Here is a 13,240-nt window from a genome sequence, read left to right on the forward strand (position 1 = left end):
CACGCGTGCAGTCCTATATGCCCGACCGACCATGGCAGATACGACCCTCATGACGATACCCGGGCAAGTAGACCCGGTTCCCGTTGCGCGTGACATCACGCCGCGCGAGGATGGTCGTATTGACCTAATTGGTCTGCCCCGCCCTCGCATCCGCGAGCTCTTTGCTGAGGCAGGCCTCGACGCGCGCCAGGCCAAGCTGCGGTCCAAGCAAGTGTTTCACTGGCTCTATCACCGCGGTGTTACCGACTTTGAGGCGATGACCGATATCGCCAAGACCATGCGGCCGTGGCTCGCGGAACGCTTTGTGATTGGTCGGCCCAACGTGGTTGAGGCGCAGCACAGCTCCGACGGCACGCGCAAATGGCTGCTCCAAACCGATGACGGCCACGATTTTGAGATGGTCTTTATTCCTGATGCAGACCGGGGAACTTTGTGCGTCTCGAGCCAAGTGGGTTGTACGCTCAACTGCACATTCTGCCACACGGGCACCATGCGTCTGGTGCGCAACCTTACTCCGGGTGAGATTGTGAGTCAGGTGATGCTGGCTCGCGATGCTCTGGCTGAATGGCCCAAGGGGGTAATGGACGGGCTCGACGATGCCGAGGATGCAGGCCACTACACCGCTGATGGTCGCCTTCTCACCAATATTGTGATGATGGGCATGGGCGAACCGCTCTACAATTTTGACCATGTGCGCGATGCATTGAAGCTGGTGATGGACGGCGATGGGCTTGCGCTGTCAAAGCGGCGCATCACGCTTTCCACCAGCGGCGTTATTCCGGCGATGGAGCGCTGTGGTGAAGAGATCGGGGTCAATCTCGCGGTCTCGCTGCACGCTGTGACCAAGGATGTGCGCGACGAGATTGTACCGCTCAATAAGAAATACGGGATTGAGGATCTGCTTCAGGCGTGCGCCGATTATCCTGGAGCCTCCAACGCGCGGCGCATCACGTTTGAATATGTGATGCTCAAGGACAAGAATGATAGTGATGAGGACGCGCGCGAACTGGTCCGTCTACTCAAAGAGTTCAATCTACCCGCGAAAGTCAATCTCATCCCGTTTAATCCGTGGCCGGGCGCCGAGTATGAGTGTTCAACTCCCGAACGGATTAAAGCGTTTTCGGACATCGTGTTCGAAGGCGGCATTAGCGCGCCGGTGAGGACACCACGGGGACGCGATATTGATGCAGCGTGCGGTCAATTGAAAACGGCGGCTGAAAAGAAGAGCCGCGCCGAAAGGGACCGGGAAGCCGCAGCCGCTCAGCAAGCATAGCTCATCCAATCAAGGCCTCGCCGCATAGTTTCACTGAGCGGGACTGATTTGGAGAGATTGCCATGACTGCCAATTGTCCTCAGTCTCACATGTCTCGCACCTGTGGCCGCGGAGGAAACCGACACTCCGGTAATTGCTGAAATCGCGGTCGGCAAAGATCTGCGAGGTGCCTTTTTCATGAAGCCAGAGGGCGATGGCCCTTTCCCTGCCATCATCGTTCTGGGTGGCAGTGAAGGCGGAGACAGCAGCGCGCGCCGAAAAGCACCGCAATTCCTTGCCGAGGGATACGCGGTACTTGGCCTACCCTACTACTCACCCGCTTGGGGCGATCAGCCGCCGCAACTCCCCGGCCTCCCCCGGGCGGTTGCAGAAATTCCCGTAGATTCGGCCGAGGTCGCAAAGGTCTGGCTCTCTGCGCGCGGCGACATCCGCGCCGACAGTATCGGCATTTATGGCATCTCTAAAGGGGCCGAGTACGCGCTGCTTGCCGGCTCGAAGATCGAAGGCTTCGCTGCCATTGCCGCCATCGTTCCCACCGATGTGGTGTGGGAAGGATGGGGGACAGCTGACGGATCACGCCCAAGCTCTTTCAGCTGGAGAGGTGAGGCTCTTCCCTTCGTGCAATATCAAGGCATGACTGAAGAGTTTACCAACCCGACGGGCCCCAATGGCCGTCCACGCCTTCGCCTGCCGCATGACAAGGGGCGCACTACCAATCCTGAGCAGGCGGTCGCTGCGCGGATCGCAGTAGAGGCCATAGATGAACCAGTGCTGGTCGCGGGCGGTGATGCCGATCTGGCTTGGAATTCAGGTGAGATGGCGCAAAATATTGCCGAGCGTCGGGCGGAAGCTGGCCTTCCCACAGTAAGTCTTGTCTTCACTGATGCGGGTCACGCGCTTTCCGGAACTGGTGCTCCGAGCGACCAACGCGCGGCTGCTGATACCGCTGCGCAGCGTGTTATCTGGCCTGCGACGCTCGCCTTTTTTGCTGAGAATTTGAAGCAATGAAACCGGCCCGCTACCGGCCAAACTCTTGTGAATGCCGAGGTTTAGCGAGAATTCTGCACCTCAGAGCGTGGCAAACGAACACTCATTGCGTTTTTTGCAACTCACTTTTGTAACACTCTCCATCCTCTTGGCGAACTCCTCATCGTGACGTTAATGAAGAAACCAACACAAGAGGATTTGTCATGAAAAAAACTTTACTACTTATCGCCGCTTCTGCAGCCGTAGTATTTGGAACTCCAGCTATAGCCGCAGTAGATGCTACACCAGCACCACAATCATATTCAGCTTCTACCAATGTATTCGTCGATAGTTCAACTCCAATTGTTGAAAATGCCGAAAACTTCCGTGGTCGGCGCGGCTTCCGTCGTGGTTTTCGTGGTAGCAGACGCGGCGGGTTCGGCAGACATCGCGGATTTTCGCGCCACCGTGGTTTCATCGGAAGCAAAAAACACTTTAAGCACGATGTGAAACGCTTCCACCACCATGACAAATTCCACCATGATGATCGCGTGCATCACAATCGCCACTCCCTTCACCGGGACAAGTTCCATCATGATAAGAAACTCCACCACGATGATCATGCCAAGCATGGCCACCACGATCATCACGATGGCAAAGGCAAGCTTGTCGAAAAGAAGAAGGATAAAGCCTTCCACCTGGACGGCTAAAGACCCTGCCATCGCAACGAAGCCCGGCGCTGCAAAGCGCCGGGCTTTTACTTTGTGCAATTCGCATTGGGCAGATAAACGCAGAGCTCTTTCGAATGGAGAGAGAAGCGTGAGCCGCACAATCGATCCTGCCACTTATGACTTCTACCAGTCCGGAGCGCCTTTCTTTTCGCTCAATTCAGCAGCCGGACCAAGCCGTCATTTGGACGGCTTTCTGGACCAGCTCGATACCGGTGGACGCATATTGGAGTTGGGATGCGGGCCTGGCCGCGATTCCGCCCGCATCCTAGAGCGCGGCTTTGACCTTGATGCGACCGACGGGATTCCGGCGATGGTAAAAAAAGCCAACGAGCGTCACGGCGTGGGCGCTAGACTTATGCAATTCGATGAGCTGGAAACTGAGGCCGAATATGATGCGGTTTGGGCCCACGCCTGCCTTTTGCATTGCCCCCGCGCTCAACTTCCGGATGTCCTTAACCGCATTCACCGTGCACTTAAGCCGGGGGGCTATCACTACGCGAGCTTCAAACTGGGCGATAGGGAAGGCCGCGACTTGTTGGGCCGATTGCACAATTTTCCCTCGCCCGATTGGTTGCTGGAAACCTATAGCGCAGCAGGGTTTGCATGCGTTGATAAGAACATCTTCGCTGGCAAAGGCAGCGATGGAACACAGCGCGATTGGATCGCGCTCACGGTTAGGAAGGCTTGATTTTCCGAATGAAACGCACACTCGAAGCGATCTGCACAGGGACAACCCGCCCGTTCAACGGCGCAGAGCTCAGCGCCTTTGTGAAACGTCCTCGAAAAGGCTTGGTGCAGTTCCTCGAAGATGGACTTGCACCCGATGAACAAGCTGACCGGAAAAACCACGGCGGTCCGGATATGGCTGTGCACCTCTATCCTTTGGCTCATCATCACTTCTGGCGTGAGCAGATCGGCGATATTGGCCTGCTCAACGAACCCGGCGCGTTTGGATCAAACCTTGCCGTTAATGATCTGACCGAGAATGATGTCCATATTGGGGATCGATTCCAGATAGGCACTGCCCTCTTGGAAGTAAGCCAGCCGCGCAAACCCTGTTGGAAGATCGAGCATCGATTTTCCCAGCACTGCAACTCTAAGGGCATGGTCGCGAAAATCGTCAAGACCGCGCGTTGTGGCTGGTATTTCCGCGTGCTGGAGGTTGGCGAGGCCACAGCAGGCGATGTTCTGGAGCGGGTCGAAACGGGCCATGAAACTTGGACCATTGCGCGCACGTCATTCGCCCTCCACGCCGGAAAGGGCACATCCGAAGACTATTTCGAGCTTGCCGCCCTGGAAGGCCTTTCCGTCAAAGAGCGCGCCCGCGCCGCATCGAGGCTTGACTGAGCAGACCTCCGGACACGTCCCTTACAATCAACACATCCCTCCAATCCATCACTTCGTCTCTCTGACACAAAGTCCAACGAGCTGTTCACCTGAGGTTGCTTCAAACTGAACGAATTCTGTTTCCACGCCCATGAGGGGGCTAGGAAAGGAATTGCCCATGAAGACCGTTGCTTTGATTGCCGCCACCGGATCACTTGCAGCATTGAGCGCCCCTGCGCAGGCTGCCGAGTTTGCGCCGATCTCCGATATCGCAGGCCCGATCGCGCCCTCCCCGATGTTAGATATGAACATGCTTGTACAATTCGACGACGATGATGATCGCCATTATCGACGCGGGCGTGGTCATTATGACGACCGCATCTATGACCGCCGCGGACGTTATCGGGAGCCGCGCCGCATTCGTCATCGTAATCAGATCTGGAGAGGTCGCGATGGCCGCTATTATTGCAAGCGCGACAATGGCACCACCGGCCTGGTGATTGGAGCAGGTGTAGGCGCTCTCCTGGGCCGCACGATTGACACGCGGGGAGATCGGACAGTGGGTACCCTTCTTGGCGGAGCGTTGGGCGCCGTGATTGGCCGGGAACTTGATCGCGGCGACGTTCGCTGCCGTTGATCCGGCCACATCAGACTAGGTAGGCAATTCAGGGGGCGCTCGCTCAATCGAGTGCCCCCTGCTTACTTACGATCTTACTTTTGCCGCCAATCCAGACAGCGCCGCTTTCGTCCTGCGCGCACATGACCAAGCCATTTGCTCCGATCTTGCGGCCTTGTCCGGCCACATAGAAACCTTTCACCAATCCTTGTTTGAACAAATGGATGGCAACACCGGCATTGAAGCTGCCAGTCACAGGGTCTTCAGAGAAGCGCTCGTGGGAATCGGCAAAGAAAGCACGCAATTCCCAGTCACGCTCAAACCCAGTTTCATATGGTCCAGCAAGCCCAATATCGGTGCCGAGTGGTGCCTTGGAGGTCGGCTGTGCCGCCAGGACATCCCCAGCGGTCTTGAGCCGAAGCAATTGCCACTTGGGACCATTAACAACATGGACCGCCTCAACCAGCGCGCCTTCATCAATCCCTGTAAATGCAATCGCAGCGGCACGTTCCTGATCGGTGAGAGGTTCATACGTGAGAAGTTCGGGTGCTCTAAATGCGAGCGTGTCGCCATCCTGACGAATCTCAACCAGCCCAATGCCGCATTCCTGCACCACTTTGTCCTCGCTCGCCGGCATTCCGCCAGCGGCAAGCCATGAATGGCACGAACCCAAGGTCGGATGACCCGCAAAGGGCAATTCGCCACCAGGATAAAAGATCCGCACTCGGTAATCTGCATCCGGATCGCTGGGTGGAAACAGGAAAGTCGTCTCGGAAAAGCCAAGCCAGTTTGTGAGCGCCTGCATCTCCTCGGTCGTCAGATTATCGCCGCCATGGACCACTCCCAGTGGATTGCCCGAAAGTGGACCGTCACAAAATACATCGACAAGATCGCAGGTTGGCATCTTCGCTGTCCTATTCCACATTAGCTGAATTCATCTGTGCAAGTCGCCACCGCTAGGCAAGATGGGAAAATTCTGCTCCATGGAAGAAATGATTAAGCCAGCCGTCCTGATCACTGGAAGCGCAACGCGCATTGGTGCCGAGATCGCTAAGGGCTTTGCTGGTGCAGGTTGGCATGTGGTGATCCACCACCTCACCTCACATGAAGAGGCAGATGCACTCGCTCACTCGCTTCCGTCTGCTGAGGTAGTTTCTTGCGATTTGAGCGATAATCAAGCAGCCAAGCGATTGATCGAGGATCTGACCAAGCGCTTGCCAAGCTTTCGCTGCCTAGTGAATTCAGCCTCGGTTTTTCAGTATGACAATGCTGCGCAAATCGACCCGGGGAAAAACAGGCAGGCTATGCAGGTCAATGCGCTGACACCGGCATTGATGGCTCAGGCCTTTCTCGCTCACGCCATAGGAGAGGAGCCCCTGTGTGCGATCCAAGTCACCGATATGAAGGTCGAGAACCCCAATCCCGACTTCTTTAGCTACACTATGTCGAAACACGCGCTCGCCGCGACAATTGATATGTTCGCGATGGAAGCAGGCGAAAAGGCCCGCATCTACGGCATCGCACCGGGCGCCATTTTGGCAAGCCACGACCAGACTGAGGGTGAGACCGAAACTTCGCACCGCATGAACTTGCTTGGGCGCAAGACAAGGGTGGAAGAGATTGTTGACGCTGCCCTGTTCCTTAGCACGGGAGCGCTCAAAAGCGGTTCAACCCTCTTCATCGATAGCGGTCAGCATCTGCTCTCCCAACCGCGCGATGTGATCTATCTGGCGCGAGAAGGTGAATAAGGAAGACCGCCGCCCTCAATCTATTCGGGATAGATCCGGTTCATGGTCTCCCAATCGGTCGCGATCATCTCCTCCAGCACCTGAAGGTCAATATCGGCGAGCTTGTTAACGTAAAGGCACGATGCACCCGTCTTATGCTTGCCAAGCCGCTTTAAGAATGCCTCACGCTTTTTGGCGGTGATGTCGTCGCAATATCCACCCATCAAATAGAGCGAATGTTTGGCCTTGCGGGGAGAAAAACCCGAACGACACATATCACCCTCACGCCCGCTTTCATATTTGTAGTGATAGCTGCCATAGCCGATAATCGACGGACCCCACATCTGCGGTTCTTCACCTGTCACTTTGCGAAAAAGGGCGTCGAGCACTTTGGCATCTTCACGCTTGGCGGCGGGTTCCACAGCCTCAATAAAATCCTCGACTGACACCTGTGTTGGCTTGGTCTTGTTTTCCGACATCGCATTCCCTCCCCATGCATCTCAGGATCTATGATTGACACGCTATCACATGGCACGCCAAACGGTCATCTCGAAACCTCAGAAGGGACGCACTTAAAATATGTGGCTGCTCGACAAATTTCTTGGCAAAGTCATCCGCGAAGGCCGGCTGAGCGTTACCGATCACAACGGAAAGACCTATGACTACGGCAATGAGGCGAGCGGTGAGGCCCCGCTCAAAATCCGCCTGACGCATAAGAAAGCCGCCAATCACATTGCGCGCTATCCACAAATGGGCGCTGGCGAAGCGTTCATGTGGGGCTGGCTTGTGGTCGAAGAGCCGCACGATATTCGCGATCTGCTGCTATTTGTGACGGCCAATTCCAAGCGCATCGGTGACAGTGCTATTCAAGAGCAAGGTCTGCTCAAGAAGGCCGCCGAAAAGGTCGCCTCAGCTGTCGATGGGATCAATCTGAAGGCGTCTGCCCGCAAGAACGCCGAGCACACCTACAATCTGACGCGCGAGCTGTACGAGCGCTTCCTCGATGAAGATCGCCAATACACCATGGCCTATTACCGAGAGGAGGACCCGACGCAGACCTCGCTCGAGCAGGCGCAGATGGACAAAAAGGCGCACCTGGCTTCCAAGCTTTATCTCGAGCCCGGCAAGGCCGAGGGTATGCGCGTGCTCGACATCGGGTGTGGCTGGGGCGGATTTGGTCTCTACCTGCACGAGATGTACGGTGTTGAAGTGCTCGGCGTTGCTCTTGCGCCCGATCAGATCAAGTTCTGTAACGAGCGCGCTGAGGCGGCAGGCGTTGCTGACAAGGTCAAGTTTGAGCTGCTCGATTACCGCGATGTCGAAGGTCAGTTTGATCGTATTTCGAGCGTGGGTTTGCTCGAGCATGTGGGCGCGATTCACTACCCGCAGTTTTTTGAACACACGAACAAGCTTCTCAAAGATGACGGCGTGATGATCTCGCATTGCTGCGGGCGCGCAGGTCCTCCGGGCCGGACTGACGCGTGGACGCGCAAATACATCTTCCCCGGCGGATATATCCCCGCCCTGTCCGAGCTTGTCACGCAGAGTGAGAAGTTTGGCTGGCAGGTGATGGATGTCGAAGCCATGCGTTTCCATTACAGCCATACGCTTGAGGAATGGTACAACCGCACCGTCATGCATCGTGAGGAGATCACAGAGATGTATGACGAGGTCTTCTATCGCATGTGGTTATTCTATCTTGCCGGGGCTGAGCAGTCTTTCCGCAATGGCGGGATGGTCAATTGGCAGTTGCAATATGTGAAGGACCGCAACGCGATCCCCATGACGCGCGACTATATGATGCATGAAAGCGCGCGCCTTCGCGAAATTGCAGACATTCCAAGCTGGCGGTTTGATCCCGCTCTTAAAGAGGCGGCCGAATGACGCACCCGTCGCAGGCTGCGGGTCACTGATCCGACACGGCTTGCGCCCCAATTCACATCGTTGCACGACAATCGAGGCTCTTTGGCAGCCGAAAGAGGACGCATGAGCAAGAAACTACTGAATACCTTCCTGCAAAAGGGTGTGAAGAAAGGCCGTCTTGGCGTGGTCTTCGCCGATGGCAGTTCAAGCGTTTACGGCCAGGAGGAAGAAGCGTTTCCAGAGATCGTCGTGCGTCTCGCTGACAGCAAGGTTCCGCGCGACATCATTATGGACCCGCGACTTGGGGCTGCAGAAGCATTTATGGATGGCCGGCTAATCATCGAAGAAGGCGATGTGATGGGGCTGGTCACGCTGCTTCGCGCCAACAACAAATGGGAAAAGGGGGGGAATATCTCCCCTCCGAAATTCACCAGGAAGCTCGTCAATCGAGCAACTTTTGCCTTTGAGCAGGTCAACAATGCGATTGGTTCTAAGGACAATGTCGCCCATCACTATGACATTGGTAACGACCTCTATGCGCTGATGCTGGATGAAGAGCATTGGCAGTATTCTTGTGCATACTGGCCCAAGGATCAGGGGGGCGATGACATGACCTTGGGTGAAGCGCAGACCGCCAAGCTGGCACACATTGCAGCAAAGCTGGCGCTTCGGCCGGGCAACACAGTGCTTGATATCGGCTGTGGCTGGGGCGGCATGGCGATCTTCCTTGCGAAGCACCATGATATCCATGTGACCGGCATTACGCTTTCAGAAGAACAGGCAGCCTTGGCACGCGAGCGAGTGGAGAAAGCTGGTGTCGCCGATAAGGTCTCGATCGAACTCGTCGACTATCGTGACTTTGCAGAAGCAGGTCGCAAGTTCGACCGCATCGTATCGGTCGGTATGTTCGAACATGTCGGCAAGGCCCAGTTTGAGACCTTCTTCCTCTCCTGCGCCAATCTGCTTACCGATGATGGTACCATGCTGCTCCACACCATCGGCCGCATGGGGTCACCTGGCATGACCGATGCCTTCACCCGTAAATACATCTTCCCCGGTGGCTATATACCCGCGCTTTCGGAGACGATGGCGGCGAGCGAAAAGTATCGTTTAATGGCCACCGATATTGAGATCCTGCGGGTTCACTATGCCAAGACCATTCGGCAGTGGTACGCGAACTGTATGAAGCACCGCGACGCGATCATCGAGATGTATGATCAGCGGTTTTTCAACATGTGGACCTTCTATCTCTCTGGCGCAGCAACGGTGTTTGAGTACGGAGGCATGTGCAACTTTCAGATTCAGTATTCACGCGACCGCCACGCGCTCCCGCTGACGCGCGACTACATTGGCGAGACGGAAAAGCGGCTGCTGAGCAAGTAGTCGCCCTCAGGCTGCCTTCTCCCGTCTGCGCGCGATGAATTCATAGACCGGTCCAAAGCCGAGCAGCGCCGCGCCGACAAACGGTGCGGCCACGACCCATATGCGAAGGCCCGTTATCCCCTCTGGGCTCGCAATGGTGATGCCAGCGGTGCAGCCAAGGCCAATGCAAATCAGGACCACACCCGCCACCGCGCGCGCCTTGGGCACAGTGCGCCCACCTCGGATCGGTCCAAAGCTGCGCTCATGTTTCGCGAACACTCCGATCATAGGCAGGAGCGCGAGGACATAGATCGCGAGCCATAGAGGCCGCGTCGCCCACCATTCTCCCGTGCCGGGGACGCTGTCGAGCCCCACTCCACCAAGCGCGATCCAAACAAAAGTCATAACCAACACAAAAGCCGTGAGATGCCACAGGAATACGGTCATGATCATACCGTTCATCAGCACTGTCACGGTCCAGATGCGGACATTGTCGAGCATCCTCCGGCCCAATGGCTCCAACGCGAGCACAATTCCAACCTGCACAATTCCAAGGGCCAACAGCGCAAAGGTCGGTGGGAGCGAGTTTGAAAACCCGTCGGGCGCGGAGACCATTGAAACTGGGTAAAAGCCATAGACAGTAACTGAGAGCAGCACGCCAAGACCAATCACAAACCACCCAAGCGCGAACACTCGATTGTCGAACTTCCCATCACGCCAAGCAAAGCCCAGTTGGTGGATCGCAAGGAACACCCACAGGAAGTTGGTGAAGCTGATGTAGGGCACAGCGTGCTCAAACCTGAGCCAGTCCACCAAAGCGGTTAGTGGGATGAAGAACGCAAAACTTGCCCAACCCCATCGGGTCCCCGCGTTCCGCATAAGCGGCGTGCAAGCCGTCACCAACAGATAGACCGCGAGAAACCAGACTGGGATCAGAGCCGCTTCGGTCGCCATACGAATCTGCGCTCGGTCAAAGCCAACTTGGGTGAGAACAACCGCGATCACCGCCCAGACGAGCAAGACGGGGAAAGTCGGAGCGATCAGCCGCTGCACCCGGCTCGCCAGCCAGTCTCGGTAGACACCGGTCTGTCCGGGCTGAGCCTTCCGCAACGTCCCATCCCAGCTCACCGCATTGGAATAACCGCCGACCAAGAAGAACACTGGCATGACTTGGAAGGCCCAAGTGAGCCAATGCGTCCATTGCGAGGTTTCAATCAAATCGCCGCGTTGGAGAGCTCCAGCCTCATCGACATAGAGCCCGGCCATCAGCCAGTGGCCGAACACAACGGCCATGATCGAGATCGCCCGTAGAAAGTCGACCCAACGATTGCGCTCAGGCGGCGTTTTCTCGGCGAGCTCCCGCGCTTTGTTCCACATGGCGAACACTAACGTCTCTCCTATCCCTCTTGGCAGAAAATATTGGTGGCCTGACGCACCCTTACAAGTTTAAGGGGCATCGCAACTGTGAATTGAGTGCCTGGCATGCCTAGGCGCGTCCTCTTGAAATTGCATGAATAAGGGCCTGCCTCATGTCGGATATTAAACGCGTTATTCTTGCCTATTCTGGCGGTCTCGACACCTCCGTCATCGCAAAGTGGTTGAGCGTGGAACGAGGCCTTGAGGTCGTGACCTTCACCGCGGACCTTGGCCAAGGCGAAGAAATCGAGCCTGCGCGCGATAAGGCTCGCGCTATGGGTATTCCGGACGAGCACATCTTTATCGAAGACCTGCGCGAGGAATTCGTGCGCGATTTTGTCTTCCCCATGATGCGCGCAAATGCGCGGTATGAAGGCGATTATCTGCTCGGCACCTCGATTGCGCGTCCGCTGATTTCCAAGCGTCTGGTCGAAATCGCGCATGAAACCGGCGCCGATGCGATTGCTCACGGAGCGACGGGCAAAGGAAATGACCAAGTGCGTTTTGAGCTCTCGGCCTATGCGCTTGACCCAAGCATCCAAGTGATCGCCCCGTGGCGCGAATGGGATCTGACTAGCCGCTCAGCTCTTATCGCATGGGCAGAAGCACATCAGATTGCCGTGCCCAAAGACAAGCGCGGCGAAGCGCCCTTCTCCACCGATGCGAACCTCCTGCACACCTCGTCCGAGGGCAAGGTTTTGGAGGATCCGTGGGAAGAGACACCGGACTATGTCTATTCGCGCACCGATCACCCGGAGAATGCGCCCGATAAACCAGAGTATATCGAGATCGGTTTTGAACGCGGCGACGGCGTGTCGCTGAATGATGAGACGATGAGCCCAGCCACACTCCTGACTTCTCTCAATGAGCTTGGTCGTAAGCATGGCATTGGTCGCCTGGATTTGGTCGAAAACCGCTTTGTGGGCATGAAATCGCGCGGCATGTACGAAACCCCCGGCGGTGAGATTTACGCGGTCGCGCACCGAGGGATTGAGCAGATCACCCTCGATCGGGGGGCAGCCCATCTCAAGGATGAGCTGATGCCAAAGTATGCCGAGCTTATCTACAATGGTTTCTGGTTTGCACCCGAGCGGGAGATGCTTCAGGCGGCGATCGACCTCTCGCAAGAAAAAGTGACCGGCACAGTGCGTCTCAGGCTCTACAAGGGCCTCGCAAGCGTTGTCGGACGCAAGAGCCCTCATTCGCTCTATTCTGAAGCACATGTGACCTTTGAAGACGATGCAGGCGCTTATGATCAGCACGATGCGGAAGGCTTCATCAAGCTCAACGCACTGCGTTTGAAGCTGCTCGCCCAGCGCGACCGGTAAGGTAGGCGATTCGCTGAGCACCGACTCGGAAAAGCTGGATCGAGTCGGCACTAGCGTATTTCTCAGACAGGTAATATTGCAAAAGGCGGAATTTGCGAAAAGATCAGGTCGCACTTTGCGCCAGGACCAATGGTACCTAGCGATAGTGTCCAAATGCGATGAAACGTTGAGTTGTCCACCGCCCTCCACAAGTGATCTGGGGGAAAGTGGATAAGTCGCACTTGTCAGCCTTGCGAAAATGCGGATCGGGGCGCAATTTCTACTTGTCTTCGGGACGAGAAAAACTTCGAAAGAAGAACCGCAAGGGACTGATTTCAAAAGAGTGTTTCTCAAAACAAAGATACGGTGGCTGCTGTCCACGCGCTACTCGAGAGACGGAATGTACAAGACTCAGGTCGAAGGCAAGACGGATCGTTTGAGAGAAGTGCGAAGCAAAGCAACCGTTCAAGGCCGCAGTAATGGCTGGTAATAGCTGATGGGAACGAGCCCTCGGGCAAATGCTCAGCAGTGTTCGACTTGCCAACCCCAGAATTGCGGTCTCGGCTATGCCAAGCAGCCGGACGAGTGGAATGAGGGTTTTGGCCCGAATGAAGCAAAGCCAGCGACGCGAGGCAAAGTTGGATGCCGGCGCG

Annotated in this window: 13 protein-coding genes; 9 read left to right on the plus strand and 4 right to left on the minus strand. The window is 56.2% G+C overall.

Features of this window, described 5'->3' with window-relative positions:
* Positions 1–31: 31 nt before the first annotated feature.
* A complete protein-coding gene (rlmN, locus tag Q0778_RS03340; protein WP_298333976.1) occupies positions 32–1,273 on the plus strand; it encodes a 23S rRNA (adenine(2503)-C(2))-methyltransferase RlmN in 1,242 nt (413 codons plus the stop codon).
* A 102-nt stretch (positions 1,274–1,375) separates the two neighbouring features.
* Entirely contained in the window at positions 1,376–2,281 is a 906-nt protein-coding gene (locus Q0778_RS03345) for an acyl-CoA thioester hydrolase/BAAT C-terminal domain-containing protein (protein WP_298333977.1), read from the plus strand.
* Between the two features lie 311 nt (positions 2,282–2,592).
* Here the strand turns inward: Q0778_RS03345 and Q0778_RS03350 are convergent, their stop codons facing one another.
* Positions 2,593–3,069, minus strand: a complete 477-nt coding sequence (locus Q0778_RS03350) for a hypothetical protein (protein WP_298333979.1) — start codon at positions 3,067–3,069, stop codon at positions 2,593–2,595.
* On the opposite strand from Q0778_RS03350, the gene Q0778_RS03355 reads away from it, so the two are divergent.
* From Q0778_RS03355 to Q0778_RS03365, 3 genes are all read left to right on the plus strand, one after another.
* Positions 3,059–3,658, plus strand: a complete 600-nt coding sequence (locus Q0778_RS03355) for a class I SAM-dependent methyltransferase (protein WP_298333981.1) — start codon at positions 3,059–3,061, stop codon at positions 3,656–3,658. The genes Q0778_RS03350 and Q0778_RS03355 overlap by 11 nt on opposite strands.
* 8 nt (positions 3,659–3,666) lie before the next feature.
* Positions 3,667–4,317 (plus strand): MOSC domain-containing protein, encoded by a 651-nt coding sequence (locus Q0778_RS03360; RefSeq protein WP_298304361.1) that lies wholly within the window; start codon positions 3,667–3,669, stop codon positions 4,315–4,317.
* Between the two features lie 157 nt (positions 4,318–4,474).
* The gene (locus tag Q0778_RS03365) at positions 4,475–4,933 is read left to right on the plus strand and encodes a glycine zipper 2TM domain-containing protein (RefSeq protein ID WP_298333983.1); all 459 of its coding nucleotides are present in this window, start codon (positions 4,475–4,477) and stop codon (positions 4,931–4,933) included.
* 43 nt (positions 4,934–4,976) lie between these two features.
* On the opposite strand, the gene Q0778_RS03370 is transcribed toward Q0778_RS03365, so the two are convergent.
* A complete protein-coding gene (locus Q0778_RS03370; protein ID WP_298333985.1) occupies positions 4,977–5,837 on the minus strand; it encodes a PhzF family phenazine biosynthesis protein in 861 nt (286 codons plus the stop codon).
* Positions 5,838–5,904: 67 nt separating this feature from the next.
* On the opposite strand from Q0778_RS03370, the gene Q0778_RS03375 reads away from it, so the two are divergent.
* Entirely contained in the window at positions 5,905–6,660 is a 756-nt protein-coding gene (locus Q0778_RS03375) for an SDR family oxidoreductase (RefSeq protein WP_298334864.1), read from the plus strand.
* 20 nt (positions 6,661–6,680) lie between these two features.
* Here Q0778_RS03375 and Q0778_RS03380 read toward each other — a convergent pair whose 3' ends face one another.
* The gene (locus Q0778_RS03380) at positions 6,681–7,118 is read right to left on the minus strand and encodes a DUF1801 domain-containing protein (RefSeq protein ID WP_298304354.1); all 438 of its coding nucleotides are present in this window, start codon (positions 7,116–7,118) and stop codon (positions 6,681–6,683) included.
* A gap of 100 nt (positions 7,119–7,218) precedes the next feature.
* Here Q0778_RS03380 and Q0778_RS03385 point away from each other — a divergent pair, with 100 nt between their 5' ends.
* Both Q0778_RS03385 and Q0778_RS03390 read left to right on the plus strand, forming a co-directional pair.
* On the plus strand, positions 7,219–8,523 hold the full coding sequence (locus Q0778_RS03385) for a cyclopropane-fatty-acyl-phospholipid synthase family protein (RefSeq protein WP_298333987.1): 1,305 nt from the start codon (positions 7,219–7,221) through the stop codon (positions 8,521–8,523).
* 102 nt (positions 8,524–8,625) lie between these two features.
* A complete protein-coding gene (locus Q0778_RS03390; RefSeq protein WP_298333988.1) occupies positions 8,626–9,885 on the plus strand; it encodes a cyclopropane-fatty-acyl-phospholipid synthase family protein in 1,260 nt (419 codons plus the stop codon).
* A 6-nt stretch (positions 9,886–9,891) separates the two neighbouring features.
* Here the strand turns inward: Q0778_RS03390 and Q0778_RS03395 are convergent, their stop codons facing one another.
* On the minus strand, positions 9,892–11,241 hold the full coding sequence (locus Q0778_RS03395; RefSeq protein WP_298304348.1) for an acyltransferase: 1,350 nt from the start codon (positions 11,239–11,241) through the stop codon (positions 9,892–9,894).
* Positions 11,242–11,393: 152 nt separating this feature from the next.
* On the opposite strand from Q0778_RS03395, the gene Q0778_RS03400 reads away from it, so the two are divergent.
* Positions 11,394–12,608 (plus strand): argininosuccinate synthase, encoded by a 1,215-nt coding sequence (locus Q0778_RS03400; RefSeq protein ID WP_298333990.1) that lies wholly within the window; start codon positions 11,394–11,396, stop codon positions 12,606–12,608.
* The last annotated feature ends 632 nt before the right edge of the window (positions 12,609–13,240 follow it).

The sequence above is a fragment of the uncultured Erythrobacter sp. genome, from assembly GCF_947502395.1.
Taxonomy (GTDB): Bacteria; Pseudomonadota; Alphaproteobacteria; order Sphingomonadales; family Sphingomonadaceae; genus Erythrobacter.